Annotated in this window: 22 protein-coding genes; 12 read left to right on the forward strand and 10 right to left on the reverse strand. The window is 68.2% G+C overall.

The window, feature by feature from the left end; all coding sequences use genetic code 11:
* Nucleotides 1-147 precede the first annotated feature (147 nt).
* The 4 genes from ACFYP4_RS13345 (at nt 148) to ACFYP4_RS13360 (ending at nt 3,885) form a co-directional block, all read left to right on the forward strand.
* Nucleotides 148-831 (forward strand): PadR family transcriptional regulator, encoded by a 684-nt coding sequence (locus ACFYP4_RS13345; RefSeq protein ID WP_358854521.1) that lies wholly within the window; start codon nt 148-150, stop codon nt 829-831.
* 44 nt (nt 832-875) lie between these two features.
* Nucleotides 876-1,958: an inositol-3-phosphate synthase gene (locus ACFYP4_RS13350; RefSeq protein ID WP_358854522.1), complete on the forward strand. Its 1,083-nt coding sequence runs from the start codon at nt 876-878 to the stop codon at nt 1,956-1,958.
* A 77-nt stretch (nt 1,959-2,035) separates the two neighbouring features.
* Nucleotides 2,036-3,298, forward strand: coding sequence for an MFS transporter (locus ACFYP4_RS13355; protein ID WP_358854523.1), 1,263 nt, complete (start codon nt 2,036-2,038; stop codon nt 3,296-3,298).
* Nucleotides 3,299-3,414: 116 nt separating this feature from the next.
* On the forward strand, nt 3,415-3,885 hold the full coding sequence (locus ACFYP4_RS13360; protein ID WP_358854524.1) for a hypothetical protein: 471 nt from the start codon (nt 3,415-3,417) through the stop codon (nt 3,883-3,885).
* A gap of 111 nt (nt 3,886-3,996) precedes the next feature.
* Here ACFYP4_RS13360 and ACFYP4_RS13365 read toward each other — a convergent pair whose 3' ends face one another.
* Nucleotides 3,997-5,463: a CCA tRNA nucleotidyltransferase gene (locus ACFYP4_RS13365; RefSeq protein ID WP_358854525.1), complete on the reverse strand. Its 1,467-nt coding sequence runs from the start codon at nt 5,461-5,463 to the stop codon at nt 3,997-3,999.
* A 234-nt stretch (nt 5,464-5,697) separates the two neighbouring features.
* On the opposite strand from ACFYP4_RS13365, the gene ACFYP4_RS13370 reads away from it, so the two are divergent.
* The 7 genes from ACFYP4_RS13370 (at nt 5,698) to trxA (ending at nt 15,542) form a co-directional block, all read left to right on the forward strand.
* On the forward strand, nt 5,698-8,118 hold the full coding sequence (locus tag ACFYP4_RS13370; protein WP_358854526.1) for a DUF6049 family protein: 2,421 nt from the start codon (nt 5,698-5,700) through the stop codon (nt 8,116-8,118).
* Between the two features lie 46 nt (nt 8,119-8,164).
* Nucleotides 8,165-10,399 carry a murein biosynthesis integral membrane protein MurJ gene (gene murJ / locus ACFYP4_RS13375; protein ID WP_358854527.1) on the forward strand — a complete coding sequence of 745 codons (2,235 nt, stop codon included), beginning with the start codon at nt 8,165-8,167 and terminating at the stop codon, nt 10,397-10,399.
* Nucleotides 10,400-10,517: 118 nt separating this feature from the next.
* Nucleotides 10,518-12,236 carry a protein kinase family protein gene (locus ACFYP4_RS13380; RefSeq protein ID WP_388785272.1) on the forward strand — a complete coding sequence of 573 codons (1,719 nt, stop codon included), beginning with the start codon at nt 10,518-10,520 and terminating at the stop codon, nt 12,234-12,236.
* Nucleotides 12,237-12,264: 28 nt separating this feature from the next.
* The gene (gene sigM / locus ACFYP4_RS13385; protein WP_358854529.1) at nt 12,265-13,011 is read left to right on the forward strand and encodes an RNA polymerase sigma factor SigM; all 747 of its coding nucleotides are present in this window, start codon (nt 12,265-12,267) and stop codon (nt 13,009-13,011) included.
* A 5-nt stretch (nt 13,012-13,016) separates the two neighbouring features.
* Nucleotides 13,017-13,949, forward strand: coding sequence for an anti-sigma factor family protein (locus ACFYP4_RS13390; protein WP_388785685.1), 933 nt, complete (start codon nt 13,017-13,019; stop codon nt 13,947-13,949).
* 245 nt (nt 13,950-14,194) lie between these two features.
* Nucleotides 14,195-15,166 (forward strand): thioredoxin-disulfide reductase, encoded by a 972-nt coding sequence (gene trxB, locus ACFYP4_RS13395; protein ID WP_388785274.1) that lies wholly within the window; start codon nt 14,195-14,197, stop codon nt 15,164-15,166.
* Between the two features lie 43 nt (nt 15,167-15,209).
* A complete protein-coding gene (gene trxA / locus ACFYP4_RS13400; protein ID WP_007383275.1) occupies nt 15,210-15,542 on the forward strand; it encodes a thioredoxin in 333 nt (110 codons plus the stop codon).
* A gap of 104 nt (nt 15,543-15,646) precedes the next feature.
* On the opposite strand, the gene ACFYP4_RS13405 is transcribed toward trxA, so the two are convergent.
* The 9 genes from ACFYP4_RS13405 to rpmH all read right to left on the reverse strand — a co-directional run bounded on the left by ACFYP4_RS13405 (nt 15,647) and on the right by rpmH (nt 22,685).
* On the reverse strand, nt 15,647-16,264 hold the full coding sequence (locus ACFYP4_RS13405; RefSeq protein ID WP_388785276.1) for a GNAT family N-acetyltransferase: 618 nt from the start codon (nt 16,262-16,264) through the stop codon (nt 15,647-15,649).
* A 314-nt stretch (nt 16,265-16,578) separates the two neighbouring features.
* Nucleotides 16,579-17,688, reverse strand: coding sequence for a ParB/RepB/Spo0J family partition protein (locus ACFYP4_RS13410; RefSeq protein ID WP_388785278.1), 1,110 nt, complete (start codon nt 17,686-17,688; stop codon nt 16,579-16,581).
* A complete protein-coding gene (locus ACFYP4_RS13415; RefSeq protein ID WP_388785687.1) occupies nt 17,685-18,758 on the reverse strand; it encodes a ParA family protein in 1,074 nt (357 codons plus the stop codon). The genes ACFYP4_RS13410 and ACFYP4_RS13415 overlap by 4 nt, the downstream gene beginning before the upstream one ends.
* 351 nt (nt 18,759-19,109) lie before the next feature.
* Complete coding sequence (gene rsmG, locus ACFYP4_RS13420; RefSeq protein WP_358854533.1) at nt 19,110-19,826, reverse strand: 16S rRNA (guanine(527)-N(7))-methyltransferase RsmG; 717 nt, start codon at nt 19,824-19,826, stop codon at nt 19,110-19,112.
* Nucleotides 19,827-19,984: 158 nt separating this feature from the next.
* Nucleotides 19,985-20,494 (reverse strand): R3H domain-containing nucleic acid-binding protein, encoded by a 510-nt coding sequence (locus ACFYP4_RS13425; RefSeq protein ID WP_358854534.1) that lies wholly within the window; start codon nt 20,492-20,494, stop codon nt 19,985-19,987.
* A 15-nt stretch (nt 20,495-20,509) separates the two neighbouring features.
* Entirely contained in the window at nt 20,510-21,790 is a 1,281-nt protein-coding gene (gene yidC, locus ACFYP4_RS13430; RefSeq protein WP_358854535.1) for a membrane protein insertase YidC, read from the reverse strand.
* A gap of 3 nt (nt 21,791-21,793) precedes the next feature.
* Entirely contained in the window at nt 21,794-22,159 is a 366-nt protein-coding gene (gene yidD, locus ACFYP4_RS13435) for a membrane protein insertion efficiency factor YidD (RefSeq protein ID WP_358854536.1), read from the reverse strand.
* Nucleotides 22,156-22,527 carry a ribonuclease P protein component gene (gene rnpA, locus ACFYP4_RS13440; RefSeq protein WP_358854537.1) on the reverse strand — a complete coding sequence of 124 codons (372 nt, stop codon included), beginning with the start codon at nt 22,525-22,527 and terminating at the stop codon, nt 22,156-22,158. The genes yidD and rnpA overlap by 4 nt, the downstream gene beginning before the upstream one ends.
* 20 nt (nt 22,528-22,547) lie before the next feature.
* Nucleotides 22,548-22,685 (reverse strand): 50S ribosomal protein L34, encoded by a 138-nt coding sequence (rpmH, locus tag ACFYP4_RS13445; protein WP_006381191.1) that lies wholly within the window; start codon nt 22,683-22,685, stop codon nt 22,548-22,550.
* Between the two features lie 395 nt (nt 22,686-23,080).
* On the opposite strand from rpmH, the gene dnaA reads away from it, so the two are divergent.
* Nucleotides 23,081-25,162, forward strand: a complete 2,082-nt coding sequence (gene dnaA / locus ACFYP4_RS13450) for a chromosomal replication initiator protein DnaA (RefSeq protein ID WP_388785282.1) — start codon at nt 23,081-23,083, stop codon at nt 25,160-25,162.
* Nucleotides 25,163-25,810 lie beyond the last annotated feature (648 nt).

The following is a 25,810-nucleotide window of genomic DNA, read 5'->3' on the forward strand; positions in this document are numbered from 1 at the left end:
TTGCTACGAATCAGTGATGTGACGCCGTTCACCATCTCCCCTCTTGTCGCATCCGTAGCGGCGTTCTATCGTGCTGATGTATCGAGTCGATACATCAGCCCGGCATAGAGGCCGTGCCGACGTGACAGCGACAGGGAGGAGGCGATCATGAGCCGGCGTTCCGGCATCCTCGAGTTCGCCGTACTCGGCCTGCTCCGCGAGTCTCCGATGCACGGCTACGAGCTGCGCAAACGTCTCAATACGTCACTTGGTGTGTTCCGTGCGTTCAGCTACGGAACGCTCTACCCCTGCCTCAAGACGCTGGTCGCCAACGGCTGGTTGATCGAGGAGCCGGGGTCCACACCTGAGGACGCCCTCGCCGCTTCACTCACGGGGCGTCGCGCCAAGATCGTCTACCGATTGACGGCGGAAGGTAAGGAACACTTCGAGGAGCTGCTCGCGCAGACGGGCCCCGACGCGTACGAGGACGAGCACTTCGCCGCCCGCTTCGCGTTCTTCGGACAGACGTCGCGCGACGTACGCATGCGCGTACTGGAGGGCCGCCGCAGTCGGCTGGAGGAACGCCTGGAGAAGATGAGCGCCTCGCTGGCGCGCACCCGGGAGCGCCTCGACGACTACACCCTCGAGCTCCAGCGGCACGGAATGGAGTCCGTGGAGCGCGAAGTGCGCTGGCTGAACGAGCTCATCGAGAGTGAGCGGGCCGGACGGGACCAGAAGCGTTCCGGCCCCGAAGGACCCGCTCAGCAGGACAGCACATCTGGAGAGACGGGCGGCCTGCCCCGGCACCGGGACAGCTCCCGGCCGGATCCGTCCGACGACACCACCACGTGAGACCCATTCGGGGTCTCACCGAGTACACACAGGGAGCAACCGGAATGGGTTCGGTTCGCGTAGCCATCGTCGGCGTGGGCAACTGCGCCGCGTCGCTGGTCCAGGGCGTCGAGTACTACAAGGACGCCGACCCGGCGTCCAAGGTGCCGGGCCTGATGCACGTGCAGTTCGGCGAGTACCACGTCCGTGACGTCGAGTTCGTCGCCGCGTTCGACGTGGACGCCAAGAAGGTCGGCCTCGACCTTTCGGACGCCATCGGCGCCAGCGAGAACAACACCATCAAGATCTGCGACGTCCCGAACAAGGGCGTCACGGTCCAGCGCGGCCACACCCTCGACGGCCTCGGTAAGTACTACCGGGAGACCATCGAGGAGTCCGCCGAGACCCCGGTCGACGTGGTCAAGGTCCTCAAGGACCAGCAGGTCGACGTTCTCGTCTGCTACCTGCCCGTCGGTTCCGAGGACGCGGCGAAGTTCTACGCCCAGTGCGCCATCGACGCCAAGGTCGCCTTCGTCAACGCCCTTCCGGTCTTCATCGCCGGCACCAAGGAGTGGGCCGACAAGTTCACCGAGGCGGGCGTCCCGATCGTCGGCGACGACATCAAGTCGCAGGTCGGCGCCACCATCACGCACCGTGTGATGGCGAAGCTGTTCGAGGACCGCGGTGTCCGTCTCGAGCGCACCATGCAGCTCAACGTGGGCGGCAACATGGACTTCAAGAACATGCTGGAGCGCGACCGCCTCGAGTCGAAGAAGATCTCGAAGACGCAGGCCGTCACCTCGCAGATCCCCGACCGCGACATGGGCGCGAAGAACGTGCACATCGGCCCCTCGGACTACGTGGCCTGGCTGGACGACCGCAAGTGGGCGTACGTCCGCCTCGAGGGCCGCGCCTTCGGCGACGTTCCGCTGAACCTGGAGTACAAGCTCGAGGTCTGGGACTCCCCGAACTCCGCGGGTGTCATCATCGACGCCCTGCGCGCCGCGAAGATCGCCAAGGACCGCGGCATCGGCGGCCCGATCCTCTCCGCGTCGAGCTACTTCATGAAGTCCCCGCCCGTCCAGTACTTCGACGACGAGGCCTACGCCAACGTCGAGAAGTTCATCAAGGGCGAGGTCGAGCGCTAAAGCGCCGCTGTCGCGAGCCAGTTGAGGGTCCCCGGGTCGCCGCCCGGGGGCCCTCCTCGTATGTGAGGCTGGGCCCCATGTCCGTCGTGCGTGACCTGCGCGTGCTCCTGCGCTTCCAGGGTTTCAGACGCCTGCTCGCCGTCCGGCTGCTGTCCCAGGGCGCCGACGGCGTGTACCAGGTCGCGCTCGCCACGTACGTCGTGTTCTCGCCGGAGAAGCAGACCTCGGCCGCCGGCATCGCCTCGGCCATGGCGGTACTGCTCCTTCCGTATTCCCTCGTGGGTCCCTTCGCGGGCGTCCTGCTGGACCGCTGGCGGCGTCGGCAGGTCTTCGTCCACGGCAATCTGCTGCGGGCGCTGCTGGCATGCGTGACGGCCGTCCTGATGCTCAGCCACGTCCCCGACTGGCTCTTCTACGCCTCGGCGCTGTGCGTCACCGCGGTCAACCGCTTCGTCCTGGCGGGCCTCTCGGCCTCACTGCCGCGGGTCGTCGACTCCGAACGGCTCGTCATCGCGAACTCGGTGTCCCCGACGGCGGGAACACTCAGCGCGACCGCGGGCGGGGCCCTCGCCCTCGCCGTACGGCTGCTGACCGTGGACTCCAATGCCGTCGTGGTGCTCGTCGGAGCGGCCGTGTACCTGTGCGCGGCACTCACCGCCCTGCGCATACCGCCGGACCTGCTCGGACCCGACCGCCAGCTCGTGCGTCCGCGCCTGTGGTCGACGCTCGCCGACACGGCCCGCGGGCTCGCGGCGGGCATGCGTCATCTGTCCGAGCCGGCCCGCAGGGACGCCGCCCGGGCTCTCGCGTCCATGACGTTGATGCGTTTCTGCTACGGCGCCCTCACGGTCATGGTGCTGATGCTCTGCCGGTACGCCTGGTCGTCGGACTCCGAGGACGGCCTCGCTCTTCTGGGCCTCGCGGTGGGCTTCTCCGGCGCCGGCTTCTTCGCAGCCGCCGTGTTGTCTCCAGCGGTCGCCGGGACCATGGGGCCGGCCCGCTGGATCGCCGTCTGCGCCGCCGGCGCCGCGCTTCTGGAGCCCGCGCTGGCTCTTCCGTTCGCCGTGCCCCCGATGCTGGCCGCCGCCTTCGTCCTGGGCCTGACCACGCAGGGCGCGAAGATCGCCACGGACACGATCGTCCAGTGCTGCGTCGACGACGGCTTCCGTGGCCGGATCTTCTCCGTTTACGACGTGCTGTTCAACGTCGCGTTCGTCGCCGCAGCCGCAGTGGCCGCTCTCCTGCTGCCCCCTGACGGACGATCGGTGTCCCTGGTGGTCACGATCGCCGTTATCTACGCGACAGTTGCTGTATCTATGACCCGTTTTGCTCGTCAGTAAGTGTCACATCAACGCCACAGAGCTCCTCCTGGCTACAGAGTGGCCTGTGAATCCCGATAGTTTACGTGCGTCTTATTTCACGCCACGTGCTCTCATCGTTCGAGGGGGACCCCCAAGTGACCGTTTCGCCGCCGCCGCAGGGCCAGAATCCTTACGCCGCCCAGCCCACCGCTCCGGCGGACCAGCAGCCCGGGGTCCCCCCGCAGCAGCCCTACGCGCCGTTCCCGCAGCAGCCCGGGGCTCCGGTCCCGCCGCCGGCTCCGGCCAAGCGGTTCGGCAAGAAGGCCATGCGCGTCGTCGCCCTGATCCTGGTCGCCATAGGCCTGTACGGGGCGAAGTGGTACTTCGGTCAGAGCGACGCGGAGACCACGTCGGTGGGCAGTTGCATGCACAACGACGGCACTACCTCCAACGCCGACCTCAACGAGGTCGACTGCTCCTCGAGCGACTCCCAGTACAAGGTCGTCGAGAAGTTCGACAACACCAGCGACGACAGCAAGTGCGAGAGCGTCTCCGCCGCGACGGTGTACTACGTCCAGTCCGGCGGCGGCCACAACGTGGTGCTCTGCCTCAAGGAGACCAAGTAACAACTCGGTCGGTATACGCCGAGGGGCGGTGTTTCACGTGAAACACCGCCCCTCGGCGTATCCGTGTCGTGTTTCACGTGAAACACGACACCGTTCTTCCGTCCTCGGAACTCAGGCCTGCGCGGCCCACCAGTCCTTGAGAGCCGCCACCGCCGCCTCATGCTCCATCGGGCCGTTCTCCAGACGCAGTTCGAGCAGGAACTTGTAGGCCTGTCCGATCGCCGGGCCCGGGCCGATACCGAGGATCTCCATGATCTCGTTGCCGTCGAGGTCCGGCCGGATGGAGTCCAGCTCCTCCTGCTCCTGGAGCTGGAGGATGCGCTCCTCCAGACCGTCGTACGCACGCGAGAGCGCGGTCGCCTTGCGCTTGTTGCGCGTGGTGCAGTCGGACCGCGTCAGCTTGTGGAGGCGACTGAGGAGGGGCCCCGCGTCGCGGACGTAACGCCGGACCGCGGAATCCGTCCACTCACCCGTGCCGTACCCGTGGAAGCGCAGGTGGAGTTCGACCAGCCGCGAGACGTCCTTCACCAGCTCGTTGGAGTACTTGAGAGCCGTCATCCGCTTCTTGGTCATCTTGGCGCCCACCACCTCGTGGTGGTGGAAGGAGACCCGCCCGTCCTTTTCGAAGCGGCGCGTCCTGGGCTTGCCGATGTCGTGCAGCAGCGCGGCAAGCCGAAGAACGAGGTCGGGACCGTCCTCCTCCAGCGCCATCGCCTGTTCCAGCACGATCAGAGTGTGCTCGTAGACATCCTTGTGCCGGTGGTGCTCGTCCCGCTCCAGTCGCAGCGCGGGAAGCTCCGGCAGTACGTGATCCGCCAGCCCGGTCTCGACGAGCAGCGTCAGACCCTTGCGCGGCTGGGCGGCCAGGATCAGCTTGTTCAGCTCGTCCCGCACCCGCTCCGCGGACACGATCTCGATGCGCCCGGCCATGTCCTTCACCGCGGCGAGAACGTCGGGCGCGACCTCGAAGTCGAGCTGTGCCGCGAAGCGGGCGGCGCGCATCATCCGGAGCGGATCGTCGGAGAAGGACTCCTCCGCAGTGCCGGGCGTACGCAGAACACGCCCCGCGAGGTCCTCCAGACCACCGTGCGGGTCGATGAACTCCTTCTCCGGAAGCGCGACGGCCATCGCGTTCACGGTGAAGTCGCGGCGGACCAGGTCCTCCTCGATGGAGTCGCCGTAGGACACCTCGGGCTTGCGCGAGGTCCGGTCGTACGCCTCGCAGCGGTACGTCGTGATCTCGATCTGGAAGGACTGCTGCACGTCACCGACGCGAGCGTCCTTCTGCGCCCCCACGGTGCCGAAGGCGATCCCGACCTCCCACACGGCGTCCGCCCACGGCCGCACGATCTTCAGGACGTCCTCGGGGCGGGCGTCGGTCGTGAAGTCCAGGTCGTTGCCGAGCCGGCCGAGGAGCGCGTCCCGGACCGAGCCGCCCACCAGGGCCAGCGAGAACCCGGCCTCCTGGAAACGGCGGGCGAGGTCGTCGGCGACAGGGGACACCCGCAGCAGTTCGCTCACTGCGCGGCGCTGCACCTGACTCAGGGCGCTGGGGTTCTCTTCGTTGGCGTTCGGCACAACAGAAAAGGGTACGTGGCCCGCACCACCTCGGGCGCCTTCATTGAACGTGCACACCCCTGTCCCGGGGAACGGGCCTGGACGCGACCCCTGATACACGCACATAGAGGACAGGCCGGCAGTGGCTGCCGATCTTGTGGAGCAGACCGCGGCACTTCCCCTCCGCGCACATCGTTACCATGCGTGGACGCACATTCCGACGACCACTGATGACGACGAGGGACGGGCGAGCGCGTGGCCGAGGCGGCAGACTTCCAGGGGACGAGTCCCTCACCTGCCCGCCGCTGGATGCGGCGCACCGGTGTCCTGCTCGCGGGTCTGCCCCTGCTGGCCGGCCTGGTCCAGCTGTCGTCCCCGCTTGCCCAGGCCGCCGAGCAGACCTCCCCGGCCGACGCCTCGTCGTCCGGCACCGTCGACGTCTCCGTGGACTCCCTCAGCCCCAGCGCCCCTACGGACGGTGACACCCTCACCGTCTCGGGCACGGTCACCAACAGGGGCAGGCAGCCGGTCACCGACGCCCGCGTGGACCTGCGCCTCGGTCCCTCGCTCGCCAGCCGCACCGCCCTCGACACGGTGACCAAGCGCACCCGCTACCAGCCGGGACTCGACGGCGCCCCGGTGGGTGACAAGTACGCCGAGGAATTCGCGAAGCTCACGCCGGGCGTCTCGCAGCACTTCAGCATCTCGGTGCCGGTCAAGGAACTGGACCTGGGGGACGACGGCGTCTATCCGCTCGGCGTCTCCCTCTCCGGCCGGTCGGTGGCCCTGCCGTACGAGCAGGTGCTCGGCATCCAGCGCACGTTCCTCCCGTGGCAGCCCGAGCCCGCGGACACCAGGACCAGAACGACGTACCTCTGGCCGCTGATCTCAAGCGTGCACCTCACGGCGGAGACCGGTTCGAACGAGCAGCAGACCCCGGTCTTCCAGAACGACGACCTGGCCAAGGAGATCTCCCCCGGCGGCCGCCTGGACCAGCTTCTGTCGCTGGGCAGCACGCTCGACGTCACCTGGGTCGTCGACCCGGACCTGCTGGCCTCCGTCGACGCGATGAGGGACGGCTACCGGATCCAGGGCAGGGGCGGCACCACGACGGCGGGCAGCAACCGCAGGGTCGCCGACGCCTGGCTGCTGAAGCTGGAGAAGGCGGTTGCGGACAAGGAAGTCGTCGCCCTTCCCTTCGCCGATCCCGACCTCGCCTCGCTCGCCCACAACGGCAGGAACGTCACCGGCTCCCTGAGCCACCTCAAGGACGCCACCGACGTCGCCTCGGACACCGTGAAGACGATCCTGCACGTGACTCCGAGCACCGACTTCGCCTGGCCCGTCGACGGCGCGATCGACCCGTCGATCGTCAAGGTGGCCACCTCAGCCGGTGCCGACAAGGTGATCGCCCGCAGTGACAGCCTCAGGGAGACCGGCGGCCTCCCGTACACGCCCAATGCGGCCCGGCCCATCGGCGGCGGCACCACGGCGGTCGTCGCGGACGCCCGTCTGTCCACGGTGTTCCAGGGCGACATGACCAAGGCGGACACCTCGACGCGTGCCGTCCAGGAGTTCCTCGCCCAGAGCCTGGTGACCAGCCTGCAGCAGCCCGACAAGCAGCGCAGCATCGTGGTCGCCCCGCAGCGGATGCCCTCGGGAAGCCAGGCCCAGACCATGGCGCAGGCGCTGACGGCGCTCCAAGACGGGAACTGGTCCCGGTCCCAGGAGCTGACCGCGGCCGCCGACGCCAAGCCGGACCCGGACGCCACGACCCGGGTCCCGGCCGCCTCCGCGTACTCCTCCGCGCTGCGCCGGCAGCAGCTGCCGGTGTCGGCCTTCGAAGACATCGAGAAGATCCAGCGCAAGCTGGACGGCTTCGAAGTGATCCTCATCAGCCCCGACCGCGTCGTCACCCCGTTCGGGCGGGCCATGGACCGGAGCATGTCCACCTCGTGGCGCGGCCGTGCCACGGAGGCGGCGACCTTCCGCTCCGGCGTGAACGCGTATCTCAGGGTGCTCACGGATCAGGTCAGGCTGATCGACAAGTCCGAGACGAAACTCTCGGGCCGCAGTGCCAAGATCCCGGTGACGGTGCAGAACAACCTGGTTCAGGGCGTCGACAACCTCGTCCTGCGCCTCACGTCCGAGCAGCCCACCCGTCTCAAGATCGATGACGGCCCCTACGACGAGCAGCCCATCGGTGTCTCGGGCGGACACAGCCAGTCGGTGAAGTTCATCACCAACGCCAACGCCAACGGCCCCGTCAGGGTCGTCGCCCAGCTCTACACGACGGACGGCCAGGCCTACGGCGCCCCCGTCGCCTTCGACGTGGACGTCAACGAGATCACGCCCACGGTCATGCTGGTCATCGCCGGCGGCGTCCTGCTCCTCGTGCTCGCCGGCTTCCGGATGTACACGCAGCGCAAGCGCGCGGTGGCCCGGCAGGCCGAGGAGGAGCCGGAGGAGGGTCCCGAGGACGAGATCCTGAACAAGGACGGCGACGGCACCGTAGACACTGAGGACACCGACTCCACGGGCTCCCAGGACCGCCCCGCGGGTAAGTCCGGCACGGAGCTGGGGGCAGGCAACCCGGAGCACCCGAGTGACCCGACACCGGACACCGCACCGGAAAGCACCGACCCGTCCGGCACGGGTGAGAGAGTGGACCGTTGAGCGATGTCGTGGCCGGTGGGCCCGGGGACGATGAGGTGGGGTAACCATGAACGCGCCGTACGACGGTGACCGCGGTCAGGGCGCGGGCGACTCGGGCTATCCCGGGGGTCCGCCGCCCGAGCCCGGCCAGACGCCACCGGGGCCCCCCGCGGACATGTACTTCCAGGACGCCTACGACCAGGATCCGTACCGCGGGCAGGACCTCTCGGCCCAGGATCCGGTGACCGAGGCGCTCTACGACCGTGCGGCGCACCCGCCGCCTCCGCCGGGCACGTACCCGCCCCAGCCGCCGCTCTACGCCCAGCCGCAGCCGCAGCAGTACGCACCCGACCCGCGTGTGTGGGCCCAGACACCCCCGCCCGAGCCCGCCGGCCCGACCCGGCACCTCCCCTACGGTGAGGACCCCCGCACGACCCAGTTCGTGGGCGTGGACGACCTGGTCACCCAGGCCGGCGAGGAACGTCACGAGCCCGACGCCTTCGCCCACCTCTTCCGGGACCAGCAGCAGGACAGAGTCCGCCCTGCCATGGACGCCACGGCCGTGCCGAGCCCGTCCCCCGCACCGTCCGCGCACCCGGGGCCGAACGGCCCCGCCCCGGCCCCCTCGCCCTCCCCCGCCGCTGCCGCAGCCGCTGCCGCACCCAAGAAAGCCGGCCGGGCCTCGGGACTTCTGAAGTCGAGCGCGGTGATGGCCGCCGGCACGATGGTGTCCCGGCTCACCGGCTTCATCCGCTCCGCGCTGATCGTCTCGGCGCTGGGCGTCGGCCTGCTGGGTGACACCTTCCAGATCGCCTACCAGCTGCCGACCATGATCTACATCCTGACCGTCGGCGGCGGCCTCAACTCCGTCTTCGTACCGCAGCTCGTCCGCGCCATGAAAGACGACGAGGACGGCGGCGAGGCCTACGCCAACCGGCTGCTGACACTCGTCATGGTCGCCCTCGGCGCGCTCACCGTGCTGGCGGTCGCAGGTGCTCCGCTGCTGGTCCGCATGCTCTCGGCCGGGATCGCCGGCAACCCGGCCGCCAACGACGTCGCCGTCACCTTCACCCGCTACTTCCTGCCCACGATCTTCTTCATGGGCGTCCACGTGGTGATGGGACAGATCCTCAACGCGCGCGGCAAGTTCGGCGCCATGATGTGGACCCCGGTCCTCAACAACATCGTCATCATCGTCACCCTCGGCCTGTTCATCTGGGTGTACGGCTCCGCGGCGAACTCCGGCATGAAGGTCACGACCATCCCGCCGGAGGGCGAGAAGCTCCTGGGCGTCGGCGTTCTGCTCGGTCTCGTCGTGCAGGCCCTCGCGATGATCCCGTACCTGCGGGAGACCGGCTTCCGGCTGCGTCCGCGGTTCGACTGGAAGGGCCACGGCCTCGGCAAGGCCGCGATGCTCGCGAAGTGGACCGTGCTCTTCGTCCTCGCCAACCAGGCGGGCGCGATCGTGGTCTCCCAGCTCTCCACCGCGGCGGGCAAGGCCTCTCCCGTAGACGGCACCGGTTTCGCCGCCTACGCCAACGCCCAGCTCATCTGGGGCCTGCCCCAGGCCATCATCACGGTGTCGCTGATGGCCGCTCTGCTGCCGCGGCTCTCCCGCTCGGCCAACGAGGGCGACACCGGCGCCGTACGCGACGACATCTCCCAGGGCCTTCGCACCACGGCCGTCGCGATCGTGCCCATCTCGTTCGGTTTCGTGGCGCTCGGCATCCCCATGTGCACGCTGATCTTCGGTTCCTCCGGGACCAGCGAGGCCACCAACATGGGCTTCATGCTGATGGCGTTCGGCCTCGGCCTGATCCCGTACTCCGTCCAGTACGTGGTCCTCCGCGCCTTCTACGCGTACGAGGACACGCGGACGCCCTTCTACAACACGGTCATCGTCGCCGCCGTCAACGCCGGTGCCTCAGCCCTCTGCTTCTTCCTACTGCCCTCCCGGTGGGCGGTGGTCGGTATGGCCGCCTCGTACGGCCTCGCCTACGCGATCGGTGTCGGCATCGCCTGGAGCAGGCTGCGCAAGCGCCTCGGCGGCGACCTGGACGGAGCCCGCGTCCTGCGCACGTACGCCCGGCTGGCCATCGCGGCGGTCCCGGCAGCGCTCATCAGCGGTGCGGCCTGCTACGGCATGAGCCAGTCCCTCGGACAGGGCGTCGGCGGCTCCTTCCTCGCGCTCGTCGGCGGCGGCGCCCTCCTGCTCGGCGTCTTCTACGTCGCCGCGCGGAAGATGCGCATCGAGGAGCTCAACTCCATGGTCGGCATGGTCCGCGGGCGGCTGGGGCGTTGACGCGCGGGTAAGCGCACAACCATCGTTCGCCGCTGTGTGTCGTGCATAGCACCGGACTGTGGGCACAATTGGTTTCTGCGTCGGACAGCGCGCAACGGATGGGGAGGCAGGAGCGACGGTGGCAGAACGGAGCACGGCTGCCGTCGACGTGGCAGACAACAGCGGTGATGACGAGCCGCTGACCGCGAAGGCGGACCAGTCCACGGCCGACGGGGTGGCCCAGAACCTGGAGCGGGACACGGAGAGCGACGAGGCACAAGTGAGCGGGGGGACCGAGAGTCCCGGAAGGGTCTCACCGCCCGAACTGCACAGCGGCCACAAGCTCGCCAGACGCTACCGTCTCGAGGAGTGCGTCACTCGTCTGGACGGTTTCAGCAGTTGGCGCGCGGTGGACGAGAAGCTCCGCCGCGCCGTCGGCGTGCATCTCCTCCCCGCCGACCACAGCCGGGCCCGCTCGGTGCTGGCCGCTGCCCGGTCCTCCGCGCTGCTCGGTGACCCCCGCTTCGTCCAGGTGCTGGACGCGGTCGAGGAGAACGACCTCGTCTATGTCGTGCATGAGTGGCTCCCTGACGCCACGGAGCTGACCTCGCTCCTCGCCGCGGGTCCGCTGGAGGTGCACGAGGCCTACCAGATGGTCACCCAGGTCACCCAGGCCATGGCCGCCGCCCACCGCGAAGGGCTCGCGCATCTCCGGCTGACACCGGGGGCCGTCCTGCGCTCCTCGTCGGGCCAGTGGCGCATCCGCGGCCTCGCCGTCAACGCCGCCCTGCGGGGCATCAGCTCCGACACGCCGCAGCGCACGGACACCGAGGCGATCGGCGCACTGCTGTACGCGGCACTCACTCAGCGCTGGCCCTACGAGGACGACGCGTACGGCCTGTCCGGGCTGCCCAAGGACGTCGGACTGATCGCTCCCGACCAGGTCCGGGCGGGCGTCCACCGCGGCCTGTCGGAACTGGCCATGCGCGCGCTCGCCAACGACGGCGCGACCGCCTCGCGCCAGGAGCCGGCGTGCACGACGCCGGAGGAGCTGGTGAAGGCGATCGGCGAGATGCCCCGCATCCGCCCGCCGGAGCCCGCGTTCACCGCCCCGCCCGACTATCAGCGCACCACCTATCAGCAGGGCACGTACGGGCGCCAGACGCTCCATCCGGGTGTCACCCAGTCCCTCGCACCCCCGCCGCCACCCTTGCAGAGTCGCACCGGCAAGGTACTGAAGTGGGCGGTTTCCGCACTGCTCATCGCCGCGCTGGGCCTCGGCAGCTGGCAGTTGGCGGACGCCCTGATGGACCGCAGCGAGAACGACGAGACCAACAAGACGCAGACCACCGACGGCAACGACAAGAACAGCAACAAGCACAGGCCGGTCAGGCCGATCCCGATCCGGGGCGCCCAGGAGTACTTCCCGGACGGAAAGCCGCAGCACGCCGGCGATGTCGGCCTGACCTACGACGGTGACAGCTCGACGTACTGGCGGACCTACTCCTACAACGACGGGCCGGTGCTCGCACCGTTCAAGCAGGGTGTGGGCATCATCTACGACCTCGGATCCGACCGTAGCCTCGCTTCGGCATCGATAGGGCTGAACTACATCGGCGACCACACCACGGTCTCGCTGTATGCGGCGGACTCGTTCTCCTCGTCCGCCTCGCTCGGTTCCATGAAGAAGATCGCCTCGGCGACGACCTCCGGCCGGCAGCTGAAGATCTCCGCGGACAAGGCCGTGAAGACGCGGTACGTCCTGGTGTGGATCACCGCGGCGCCGTACGCGGGCAAGGACGAGTTCAGCAGTGCCGGCTTCAAGCAGGCCGTGACGGATGTGAAGTTCACCGGCTGACGACTCGTCGACGGAGGGGAGGGGTCCTATGGCCGATGACGGCGCGTACGGCGACGTGAGCGATCAGGATCTTCTGACCCGCCACGTCGAGGGGGATTCCGAGGCCTTCGGCGAGCTCGTGCGGCGGCACCGCGACCGCTTGTGGGCGGTGGCCCTGCGAACCCTGGGAGACCGCGAGGAGGCCGCTGACGCGGTTCAGGACGCACTGGTGTCCGCCTACCGGGCCGCCCACACCTTCCGTGGCCAGTCCGCCGTCACCACCTGGCTGCACCGCATCACGGTCAACGCCTGCCTGGACCGAGCCAGGAAGACCGCGTCCAGAAAGACGTCGCCGGTCGACGACGCCGAGCGTTTCGAACAGCTCCTCGGGCCGCACGAGTCGGCATCCGCGCCCGCCGAGCGCAACGACCTCCACCGCGAACTCGTCGAGGCTCTGGGCACGCTCCCGCCCGACCAGCGAGCGGCCCTCGTTCTGGTGGACATGCAGGGGTACCCCGTTGCCGAAGCCGCTCGCGTCCTCGACGTACCCACGGGCACGGTGAAGAGCCGCTGCGCCCGGGGCAGAGCCAGACTGCTGCCGTTGCTCGCCCATCTCCGTGCGGGAAGCGGAAGCGACCAGGACGGGGAGAAGCCGGGCGGTGGAAGGAACCGGACCCAGGGGACATCCGTCCCACCCGCAGCAGCGTCACAGGACACGGGACCGCAGGACGCGGGAGCACAGGCGTCAGGGCCGAGCGACTCGGCCGCGGTGAAGGGCGGAGGTGGGCGAGCGTGACATCCATGACCGGCACGGCCGGCCACCCGGACGTATCGGAGCTCTCCGACCTCACCGAAGGCCTGCTCCCCCCTGCCCGCAGCACGGATGTCCGGCAGCACCTGGACGGTTGCCCGCTCTGCGCCGACGTCTACGCCTCCCTGGAGGAAGTCCGAGGACTGCTGGGTACGTTGCCCGGTCCCGCCCGGATGCCCGCCGATGTGGCGGAACGGATCGATGCCGCGCTGGCAGCGGAGGCCCTGCTGAGCGCCACGACTGTCGGCCCGGATGCGGCGGGTGCTGGCGCCGGGTCCGACGCGTCGGCCGAAGTCGACGCCGAGGGCGACCGTGTTTCACGTGAAACATCCACCACGCCCGTAGGAAACCGGCCCCCCGGTCATGCCCGCGCCACCACCGGCCCGGGCCGCGCCCCTCGCCTGCGGCGCGGTCGCCGGGGCACCCTTGCTCTGGGTACCGCTTTCGCTGCCGCCGCACTCGGGCTCGGAACTCTCCTCGTCCAGTCGCTGACCGATGAGAATCCCGGGGACACTCCCGCCACAGCGCCGCAGAAGCACACCGACGAGGCGCACACCTTCGTCGACGGCAAGCTGGGGAACCAAGTAGCGGATCTGCTGGCGCAATCCGGCTCCGGCACCGGCAGCAAGAAGCCCTGGGGCGTCGAGTCGGGTACCTCGGGGTCCGGCAGCAGCGAGCCGAAGACGCTCCAGGAGACCGGCGTACAGGTGCCGGTGTGCATTGAACGGGCCATCAACCGCAGCGACACCGTCCTCGCCGCCTCCGAGGGTGTGTACAAGGGCACGAGCGCTTACCTGGTCGTCCTGCCGCACACATCGGACCCCGCGCAGGTCACGGTCTATGTCGTCGACGCGACGTGCGTGGACCAGGAGTCGACGTCCGCGGGCAAGGTTCTGGTGAAGCGCTCCTACGAACGGCGCTGATCATCACGTGTGGACCGGACTGCCGAGCGGTCCGGTCCCCACCGGACAGGCGCTGTCGGTGCCGTCGTGGACGTCGGGCGGACTCGATCTGCGCCATCCGCCGCACCCGCGTACCCTGTGCCGACTTCGTGTGCCCGGACACACTGGGAATGCAAGCCCCTTAGGATCCGTTGGGTCGGGTGAGAGTTCAGAGCGAGGCTCCCACCGGCAGTACGCAGCAGTCTCCAGAGACGAGGAATCAAGCCGTGAGCGACGTCCGTAACGTGATCATCATCGGCTCCGGGCCCGCCGGCTACACGGCGGCGCTCTACACCGCGCGCGCGTCGCTGAAGCCGCTGGTGTTCGAGGGCGCCGTCACCGCAGGCGGCGCGCTGATGAACACCACCGAGGTGGAGAACTTCCCCGGCTTCCAGGACGGGGTCATGGGCCCCGAGCTCATGGACAACATGCGTGCCCAAGCCGAGCGCTTCGGTGCCGAGCTCGTCCCGGACGACGTCGTCTCCGTCGACCTGACCGGCGAGATCAAGACCGTCACGGACACCGCCGGCACAGTGCACCGCGCCAAGGCCGTGATCGTCACCACCGGCTCGCAGCACCGCAAGCTCGGCCTGCCGAATGAGGACGCCCTCTCCGGACGCGGCGTCTCCTGGTGCGCCACCTGCGACGGCTTCTTCTTCAAGGACCAGGACATCGCTGTGATCGGTGGCGGCGACACCGCGATGGAAGAGGCCACGTTCCTCTCCCGCTTCGCCAAGTCGGTGACGATCGTCCATCGCCGGGACACCCTGCGCGCCTCGAAGGCCATGCAGGAGCGCGCCTTCGCCGACCCGAAGATCAAGTTCATCTGGGACAGCGAGGTCGCCGAGATCGAGGGCGACCCCAAGCTCTCCGGCCTCAAGCTGCGGAACCTTAAGACCGGCGAGATCTCCGACCTGGCGGTGACCGGCCTGTTCATCGCGATCGGCCATGACCCGCGTACCGAGCTCTTCAAGGGTCAGCTCGAGCTGGACGACGAGGGATACCTCAAGGTCGCCGCTCCCTCGACCCGGACGAATCTCACTGGCGTCTTCGGTGCCGGCGATGTCGTCGACCACACGTACCGGCAGGCGATCACCGCGGCCGGCACCGGCTGTTCCGCCGCTCTCGACGCGGAGCGTTTCCTTGCCGCCCTGGCTGACGGCGAGGCAACCGCCGAGCCCGAGAAGACCACTGTCTGACCCCCCGTACGCCTCACCGCATCACCGAGTTAAGGAGCCCGCCGTGGCCGGCACCCTCAAGAACGTGACCGACGACTCCTTCGAGCAGGACGTCCTGAAGAGCGACAAGCCCGTCCTGGTGGACTTCTGGGCCGCCTGGTGCGGTCCGTGCCGCCAGATCGCTCCGTCGCTCGAGGCCATCGCCGCCGAGTACGGGGACAAGATCGAGATCGTGAAGCTCAACATCGACGAGAACCCGGGCACGGCCGCCAAGTACGGCGTCATGTCCATCCCGACCCTGAACGTGTACCAGGGCGGGGAGGTCGCCAAGACCATCGTCGGTGCGAAGCCGAAGGCGGCCATCGTGCGTGACCTCGAGGACTTCATCGCCGAGTAGTCGTGGAGCCGTCACGCCGACGGCGATGTTTCACGTGAAACACGAATGGGCCAACCCCCTGGGGTTGGCCCATTCGCACGAGAAGCCTCAGCACTCCACCGTGATCACAGGGGGCGCAGCGCGGGCTCCTTCTGGACCGCCCCCAACAGCCGGTCCAGTGCCAGCTCCACGTCTTCCTTCCAGGAGAGCGTCGTACGCAGCTCCAGGCGGAGTCGCGGATATCTGGGGTGAGGCCGCACCGTCTTGAAGCCAACGGCCAGCAGATGGTCGGCGGGCAGCAGGCACGCCGGCTCTTTCCACTGAGCGTCCCCGAACGCCTCGATCGCCTTGAATCCCCGGCGCAGCAGATCCTTGGCCACCGTCTGAACCATCACACGGCCAAGTCCTTGCTCCTGATACCCCGGCAGGATGAAGGCGGTCATCAGCTGGACCGCGTCCGGCGAGACCGGGCTGGTGGGGAAGGCCATGGAGCGGGGAACGTAGGCCGGGGGCGCGTACATCACGAATCCGACCGGCTCGTCGTCGACGTAGACGACGCGGCCACACGATCCCCAGTCGAGCAGGACGGCCGAGATCCAGGCTTCCTTCTCCAACGCAGGCGTGCCCGCCTTTATCGCTGCTTCACCGCTGACGGGGTCGAGTTCCCAGAAGACACACGAGTGGCAGCGCTGGGGAAGGTCCTGAAGGTTGTCCAGCGTAAGCGGTACGAGCCGGCGCCCCATGAAGGCAGTTCCTCGCTTTCCTCACCCGCTGCGCCGCGGGCGGCTGTCAGAGTGCTTCGCTCTCTGAGGAGGCTGCCGACGAAGCCGCCGACCACTACTCGGCGTAGGGCCGGTGGTGATCAGTCCGGAACGGCTCACGGTCTGCATGGCTCCCGTCCGCCTCCCCGATGAAAGTATCGCCAGGTGCAAAGCCATACCCCATCGCATCGTATCCACGATGCGATTCCATAGATACCGCCAGAAAGCAAAGAGCGGGCCGTTTCCGGCACACACCGGACACGGCCCGCTTTCGTGGCAGACGGGATCGTTACGCCTTAGGCGTCCGTCTCGTCGGAGTCGTCGTTCTGAAGGCTTTTTTGCAGGACTGGACCCATCCCTGGGGCAAGACTGCCGAGGATCCGCTCCAGGTCTTCCACGGAGGCGAACTCGACGGTGATCTTGCCCTTCTTCTGTCCCAGGTCGACCTTCACCCGTGTCTCGAAACGGTCCGAGAGACGCGTCGCGAGATCACTCAGGGCGGGAGAAAGGACCGCCCCGGCCCGTGGGCCCTTGGATCGCGGCGCACTCTGTGGCCGGGACCCCATGAGCGTGACGATCTCTTCGACGGCCCGCACCGAGAGCCCCTCGGCCACGATCCGGTGAGCAAGCCGGTCCTGCTCCTCCGAGTCGTCGACGGAGAGCAGAGCCCGCGCATGCCCCGCGGACAGCACCCCGGCCGCCACCCGCTTCTGGACCGAGGGCGAAAGCCTCAGCAGACGCAGGGTGTTGGACACCTGCGGCCGCGAACGACCGATGCGGTCCGCCAGCTGGTCGTGGGTGCAGTTGAAGTCCTTGAGGAGCTGGTCGTAGGCGGCCGCCTCTTCCAGCGGGTTCAGCTGAGCCCGGTGCAGGTTCTCGAGGAGAGCGTCCAGGAGGAGCTTCTCGTCGTCCGTGGCGCGCACGATTGTGGGAATCGCATCGAGCCCGGCCTCCCGGCAGGCTCGCCAGCGCCGCTCGCCCATGATGAGTTCGTAGCGCCCGGGGCCGACCTGACGTACGACGACCGGCTGAAGCAGTCCGACCTCTTTGATGGAGGTGACCAGCTCGGCAAGCGCGTCCTCGTCGAACACCTCACGGGGCTGCCGCGGGTTCGGCGTGATGGAGTCCAGCGGCAACTCGGCGAAGTGGGCGCCGACCGGTTCCGCAGGCTTCTCCACTGCCGCGTAGGACGCGTGCTCCTCTGTTTCACGTGGAACAGGGGGAAGCGTGGCCACCCTCGCCGCCGCCACTCCTCGCTCGGCGGTGAGTACAGGTACGGCTGTCGGCGAGATGGATGCGCCACCTGCGGAGCCACCCGAAACCGACCCCGCCACTTTGTCCCCTGTCGGGGCAGCCGGGATCAGTGCGCCGAGACCACGGCCCAACCCCCTCCGTCGCTCGCTCACTGGATCCCCTCCACCATGCTCTGATCATTCTGTGCGCCCACATGGGCATGCTGCGCGTCGTAGGCCACTCCTACGCCACGCAAAGCGATTTCTCGTGCCGCCTCGAGATAGGAGAGGGCACCGCTCGATCCTGGATCGTAAGTCAGCACCGTCTGCCCGTAGCTCGGGGCCTCCGAGATACGGACGGAGCGCGGGATGCTCGTCCGCAGGACCTCCTTGCCGAAGTGGCTGCGCACCTCGTCCGCGACCTGGGACGCCAGTCGGGTCCGGCCGTCGTACATGGTGAGCAGGATGGTCGACACATGCAGGTTCGGGTTGAGGTGACCCCGAACAAGATCGACGTTACGCAGAAGCTGACCCAGCCCCTCCAGTGCGTAGTACTCGCACTGAATCGGGATCAGGACTTCCGCGCCGGCGACGAGGGCGTTGACCGTGAGAAGACCGAGCGAGGGCGGGCAGTCGATGAGGATGTAGTCCAGCGGCTGCTCATACGCCTGGATCGCCTTCTCCAGGCGACTCTCCCGTGCCACCAGGGACACCAGCTCGATCTCCGCACCGGCGAGATCGATCGTGGCGGGCGCACAGAAGAGACCCTCGACGTCCGGGACCGGCTGGACGACCTCGGAGAGCGGCCTGCTGTCGATCAGCACGTCGTAGATGGAAGGCACTTCGGCGTGATGGTCGATGCCCAGCGCGGTGGAGGCATTGCCCTGAGGGTCGAGGTCGATCACCAGGACACGGCCACCGTGCAGAGCGAGAGACGCGGCCAGGTTCACCGTGGTGGTGGTCTTGCCCACCCCGCCCTTCTGGTTGGCGACCACCATAATGCGTGTCTGCTCCGGCCGTGGCAGGCCTTCGCCGGCACGCCCCAGAGCCTCTACTGCCAGTTGGGCAGCACGACCGATGGGAGTGTCGTCCATCGGGGGCGGTGTTTCACGTGAAACATCCTCCCCCATCGACTCGGTACGGGGACCGGGGACCGGATCGGTCATCGGTCCCGCGATGTTGGCGTTGGACCGCAAGGATTCACTCTCCTCGACTTCAGGCTCGCAATGAACAGAGCCTCCCATGTCTTCGGGGTCGTGAACCAGCGAGGCCCGTTCTTCTGTGGAGATATCCACCTCTGTGGACAACTCCGCACCCTCTTCGAGTGAACCGAGAGGCCTCCGGTCCCGAGGTTCGGCCGCGGCGCGGCCGCGACTGATGATGCCGTGCAGCAGTGAGCGACGTTTCACGTGAAACAAGATGCCTAGCAGCCGTCGCCATATCGGCGCGACACTCCGGTATGCGTAGGTTTGGCAGCTTGTGTGGAGTACGGCTCACCGTCAGGACGAATCACCGTGCGAGTAGTGGAGTGACAAAAAACTCTCGGCTCCACCGCGGTGGAGCCGAGAGTTCAAGGCGTCGTGGCGTTCTTGGGATCAGCGACGGCGCCGGGTTCGAGTAGTCCTGGCCGCCTTGGCCCGCTTCGCCGCGAAGCGCACCCCGCCCGGACTCTCTCCGACCTCGACCCGCACCACGGTGGAGAGGGGATCCACGACTCCCTCACCCACGTGCAGGACGGACGTCGCCACGGCGCCGAGCTTGCTCAGCGCCGTGGCTGCGCTCTTCAGCTCCTCTTCGGCAGTGTCCCCCTTGAGCGCCAGCATCTCTCCGTAGGGACGCAACAGGGGGATGCCCCATGTCGCCAGCCGGTCCAGCGGTGCCACCGCCCGAGCGGTGACGACGTGCACCGGCGGCAACTTCCCCATGACTTCCTCGGCCCGACCACGCACGACGGTCACGTGGTCGAGGCCCAGCAGCTCGACCACCTCGGTGAGGAAGGTGGTGCGACGCAGAAGCGGTTCCAGCAGCGTGATCTTGAGGTCACTGCGGACCAGGGCCAGGGGGATGCCGGGCAGGCCGGCGCCGGAGCCGACGTCGCACACGGTCACGCCCTCGGGAACGACCTCCGAGAGCACCGCACAGTTCAGCAGATGCCGCTCCCACAGACGGGGCACTTCGCGAGGACCGATCAGGCCACGCTGCACTCCCGCCTCGGCCAGCAACTGCGCGTAGCGCACCGCGTCCGCGTAGCGATCGCCGAATACCGCGCGGGCCTCCTCGGGCGTAGGGGGGAGTTCCGCTGCCTCCGTCACGGGGACCGTCCTTCCGTACCGCATAGGCGCACTGAGCGCTGACTTCCAGGACTATCAGGGACCACAGCTGTCGGGACCGCAGCTGCCGGCGCCTACCAGGCTGACAAAGCTCGGCCCCGTCTGCGCAACAGACGGGGCCGGAGGAACGTACGTACCGATCAGGCAGGAAGCACGACGACGAAGCGCTCAGGCTCCTCGCCCTCGGACTCGCTGCGCAGGCCCGCGGTCTTGACCGCGTCGTGGACCACCTTGCGCTCGAAGGGCGTCATCGGCGGCAGCTTCACGGCTTCGCCGGAGCTCCTGGCCTCCGCCGCGGCCTTGGCGCCGAGCTCGGAGAGTTCCTCACGCTTCTGTGCGCGGTAGCCCGCGATGTCCAGCATCAGGCGGCTGCGCTCGCCGGTCTCCCGGTGCACGGCCAGGCGCGTGAGCTCCTGGAGGGCTTCCAGCACCTCGCCGTCCCGGCCGACCAGCTTCTGCAGGTCGCGGCCGCCGGCATCACTGATGATCGAGACAGCGGCGCGATCGGCCTCGACGTCCATGTCGATGTCACCGTCAAGATCGGCGATGTCGAGCAGACCCTCGAGGTAGTCCGCCGCGATCTCGCCCTCCTGCTCCAGGTGGCTCAGGGTGTCGCCCTCGGCGGCGGCGGAGATGGTGCCTTCCGTCACGGGATGGACTCCTTCTTACTTCTTGGACGGGGACTTGGGCCGCTGCGGGCCCTTGCGCCCGGACTGGGCTTTGCTGCGGGTACCGGCGCCTGGCTTGGTGCCGCCGCCCGCCGGCTTGGCGGTGCCGGGCTTGGCGTCCTGCGGATCGTCCGACTTGATCAGCGAGGTCTTCGGCTCGGCCTCTCCCGCCGGCCTGGCCACGGCCGCCTGGCGCTGCGACTTCGACTGCCGCTTCGGCTGCTGCCTCTTCGGGGCGCCCGTGACGGTCGTCGTGGTGCCGTTCTCGAGCTCCGTGACGGTCGCCGTCTCGCTCTTGACCACCGTGCCGTCGGACTGGGCCGCGAGACCCGCCTTCGTCAGGCTGTTGATGAACTTGCGCTCGAACTCGTTGCGGTCACGGCCCTTGGCGACGATCGCCTTGACGATGGCCTTCTCGCCCCGCCTGCGGACCTTGCCGTGGCTCAGCACGTGCTTCTGCAGACGCTCCAGGTAGGCGGCCTGCGCCTTGCTGCCCGGAGTCGGGTTGTTGCGGATGACGAACATCTGCTGGCCCATGGTCCACACGTTGGTGGTCAGCCAGTAGACGAGGACACCGACGGGGAAGTTGATGCCGAAGACGGCGAACATGACGGGGAAGACGTACATCAGCATCTTCTGCTGCTGCATGAACGGCGTCTTCACGGTGGTGTCGACGTTCTTCGTCATCAGCTGGCGCTGCGTGTAGAACTGCGACGCCGACATCATCACGATCATGACCGCGGTCACTACGCGGACGTCGGTCAGGGTGGCACCGAGGGACGTGACCTTCTCCGCGCCGTCGGTGAACTTCGCGGCCAGCGGGGCACCGAAGATGTGCGCCTTACGCGCGCTCTCGAGCAGCTGGTCGTCGATGACGCCGATCGTCTTGCCGGTCGCGATGCCGTTGAGCACGTGGTACAGCGCGAAGAAGAACGGTGACTGCGCCAGGATGGGAAGGCACGAGGAGAGCGGGTTGGTACCCGACTCCTTGTACAGCTTCATCATCTCTTCGGACTGGCGCTGCTTGTCGTTCTTGTAGCGCTCCTGGATCTTCTTCATCTCGGGCTGCAGCGTCTGCATCGCCCGGGTGGCCTTGATCTGCTTCACGAAGAGCGGGATCAGGCAGATACGGATCAGGATCACCAAGGACACGATGGACAGGCCCCAGGCCCAGCCCGTGTCGGCCCCGAAGAGCTTTCCGTACACGGAGTGGAACTGGACGATGACCCAGGAGACGGGTGTCGTGATGAAGCTGAAAAGACTGGCAATCGTGTCCACTAATCAGGCTCCTTGAGCATGGGACGGGGTCTCGGCGGCCGGGCTCGGGGGATGGTCGGACATTCCATGCCCCTCGATGGCCGGTTCGGCGGCGGAGGTCCCGCCCTTGCGTGCGCGCCAGGCGTTGCGCAGCATCTCGTGCCACCGCGGACGGCTGCGCTGTGGCACATGGTCCACACCGCCGGACGACCACGGATTGCACCGGAGGATGCGCCAGGCGGTGAGTGCCGTTCCCTTGAGCGCGCCGTGCCGGTCGATGGCCTGGTAGCCGTAGTGGGAGCACGACGGGTAGTACTTGCACACCGGCCCGAGCAACGGGCTGATGATCCACTGGTACAGCTTGATCAGCGCCAGCAGCGGGTACTTCATCGCGCGCCCCCTCCCAGCAGCCGCCCCAGGGCGGCATCCAGGTCTCGGGCCAGCTGTGCATGGTCGGCGTCGCCCGCACCGGGCAGCGCTCGTACTACTACCAGGCTACCGGGGGGCAACAGGGCCACCCGGTCCCGCATCAGGTGACGAAGTCTGCGCTTCACCTTGTTGCGTACGACGGCTCCGCCCACGGCTTTGCTGACAACGAAACCCGCACGCGTCGGGGGAGCGCTCTCCCCAGGCGCGTGCGGGTCGGTTGCACCGCTGCGTAGATGGACGACGAGGAGCGGGCGTCCGGCCCGGCGTCCTCGACGTACCGCGGTCGCGAAGTCCTCGCGCCGCCTCAGCCGATGCTCGGTAGGCAGCACGTCATGACCTGTTTAAGTGATCAGGCGGACAGGCTCGCGCGACCCTTGCCACGACGGTTCGCGAGAATCGCGCGGCCCGCACGGGTGCGCATCCGCAGGCGGAAGCCGTGGGTCTTGGCGCGACGACGGTTGTTCGGCTGGAAGGTGCGCTTGCTCACTCGGGGGCTCCAGAAAGAATCGGTGGTGGCGGGGTGCCGTCCTGGCTGTCACCGTGCGCCCACGAGTAGCTCGCATTACGCCCGAGTGCACCGCTTCCCGATCACTGAACGTGACCTGTGCCCATCGGAGGCAGGCGGCAGCAGCCATCGACAACTCGACCTGGTTACGGTACGCGCGGCTACGCCATTCGGTCAAACCAGTGTCGCCGGGGGACACTGTCCACAGGCTGGGGACAACAACTTGAACCGCATGGGTCGCCCTGACTACCGTGGCTGGACTCCGATTCGTTCCCTTCCCCCCGCGCCATCTGATTCGTTCCCGCCGCCCCACCCGAGAACATCCCGACCTGTTCCCAGAACCACACGTTCGTGGGACCCGTGAGAGAGCGTGCCCTGTGGCTGACGTACCTGCCGATCTTGCCGCAGTGTGGCCACGAGTACTGGAACAGCTCCTCGGTGAGGGCCGCGTGCAGGGCGTCGAGGCGAAGGACGAGCACTGGATCAAGCGCTGCCAGCCGCTGGCACTCGTCGCGGACACGGCGCTGCTCGCGGTTCCGAACGAGTTCGCGAAGGGCGTACTCGAAGGGCGGCTGGCCCCCGTGGTCAGCGAGACGCTGAGCCGCGAGTGCGGTCGGCCGATCCGCATCGCGATCACCGTCGACGACTCCGTGGGCGAGCCCGCTCCGCCCCGCTACGAGGAGACGGAACTCCCGGCCGGAGCGGACCAGGGCCGTGACGCGTACGACGCCCCGAACCGCGACGGACGTGACGGACGCGACGGATACGACGGTCAGGGACGCGACAGCCGTGACCCGCGCGACGGGCGCGACGGCCACGGCGGCCAGGGAGGCGGGCGCCACTCACGCGACGCCCGCGACAGCCGCGACGGATACGAGGGCCAGGGACGCGACGAGCGGAACCCCTACGACAGCCAGGGACGCGACGGATACGAGCGCTACGGCCGGCACCGCGCGGACGACCACCGTCCACAGCACCGCCCCGAGCAGCTGCCCGGCGGCCCCGGCGATCATCTGCCGACCGCCCGCCCCGCCTATCCCGACTACCAGCGGCCCGAGCCCGGGTCCTGGCCGCGTCCGTCGCAGGACGACTACGGCTGGCAGCAGCAGCGCCTCGGCTTCCCCGACCGCGACCCGTACGCGTCGCCCCCGCAGGACTACCGCCCGCAGTCGATTGAGCGGCCGTCCTACGACCAGCAGCGCCAGGACTACGAGCAGGCACGCTCCGACTACGAGCAGCAGCGGCCCGACTACGACCAGCGTGACGGCCGACGCGAGATGGACCGCCGCGACCTCTCGGACTCGTCGCCCGCAGGCACCGGACATGTGCACCGCGGCGGACCCGTCGGCTCCGCCCTGCCCGCGGCGAGCGGAGCTCCTGGGCCGCTGGCCGCGCAGCCCGCGCCGGCATCGGGTCCCGGCGAGCCCACCGCACGCCTGAACCCGAAATACCTCTTCGACACGTTCGTCATCGGCGCCTCGAACCGCTTCGCGCACGCCGCGGCGGTCGCCGTCGCCGAGGCGCCCGCGAAGGCGTACAACCCCCTTTTCATCTACGGGGAGTCGGGTCTGGGCAAGACGCACCTGCTGCACGCGATCGGGCACTACGCCCGCAGCCTCTACCCCGGCACGCGCGTGCGGTACGTGAGTTCCGAGGAGTTCACCAACGAGTTCATCAACTCCATCCGCGACGGCAAGGGCGACAGCTTCCGCAAGCGGTACCGCGAGATGGACATCCTGCTCGTCGACGACATCCAGTTCCTCGCGGACAAGGAGTCGACGCAGGAGGAGTTCTTCCACACGTTCAACACGCTCCACAACGCGAACAAGCAGATCGTGCTGTCCTCGGACCGGCCGCCCAAGCAGCTGGTGACGCTGGAGGACCGGCTGCGGAACCGCTTCGAGTGGGGGCTGATCACGGACGTCCAGCCGCCCGAGCTGGAGACGCGTATCGCGATCCTGCGCAAGAAGGCGGTGCAGGAGCAGCTCAACGCTCCGCCGGAGGTCCTCGAGTTCATCGCGTCCCGGATCTCGCGGAACATCCGTGAGCTGGAGGGCGCGCTGATCCGGGTGACGGCGTTCGCGTCGCTCAACCGGCAGCCGGTGGACCTCGGGCTCACGGAGATCGTCCTCAAGGACCTCATCCCGGGCGGCGAGGACTCCGCCCCCGAGATCACGGCGCCGGCCATCATGGCGGCCACCGCCGACTACTTCGGCCTGACGGTGGAGGACCTGTGCGGGTCCTCCCGCAGTCGCGTGCTGGTGACCGCACGCCAGATCGCCATGTATCTGTGCCGCGAGCTCACGGACCTGTCGCTGCCGAAGATCGGCGCGCAGTTCGGCGGCCGCGACCACACGACGGTCATGCACGCCGACCGCAAGATCCGCGCGCTGATGGCCGAGCGGCGCTCGATCTACAACCAGGTCACCGAGCTGACCAACCGCATCAAGAACGGCTGACCCAGAGCCGTACGGCTTCGAAGGCGCCCCCGGGACGAGTCCCCGGGGGCGCCTTTCGCCGTCCTCGTGCGCCGGCCGGCGCCCTCGGCTCGGTCTCCCGGTGCTCTCCCCGGGCGGAGTCGCGTCTCCCCGAGGCGCGCAGAAACGTCCTCCCGGACCTCCCGGGAGCCCCCGGAACGCCCCTGGAGGGCACCCGGCGGGCCCTCCCGGCGGCTTTCGGCACCCTTTCCGAGCCGAGAGGCCGACGCACAACCGACATCCACTGTTCGAATACGGTCCTGGTTACGGCCTCCCTCCACAGATCCGGGGACTTTCTTGCGTCCACACCCTGGGGACCGGAAAGTTGTCCAGACGGTGTCCACAGGTCGCCCTGGTGAAAGATCATCGGACCAGGTCAGGTGGCTGTGGATCGGTGGACGAAAGTTCTCCACAGTCTGTGGACGAAGGAATGATCCACAGGGTGTGCACGAAGTTGTCCACCGGCGGCCCACAGGACCGGACGGGTTGTCCCCAGCGTCTCGTACCTTCTCCACACCCCTGTCCACTGTTCGGCAACGCGCCGCGCCTTCTCACCGTGTCGAGTGAAAGGCGTCACACCAAGGTGTCTGGTTGGCCTGTGGGGAACGTGGGTAAAACTGGGGACGGCGT

Origin of the sequence: Streptomyces sp. NPDC005551, assembly GCF_042871785.1 — a bacterium.
Classification (GTDB): Bacteria; Actinomycetota; Actinomycetes; order Streptomycetales; family Streptomycetaceae; genus Streptomyces.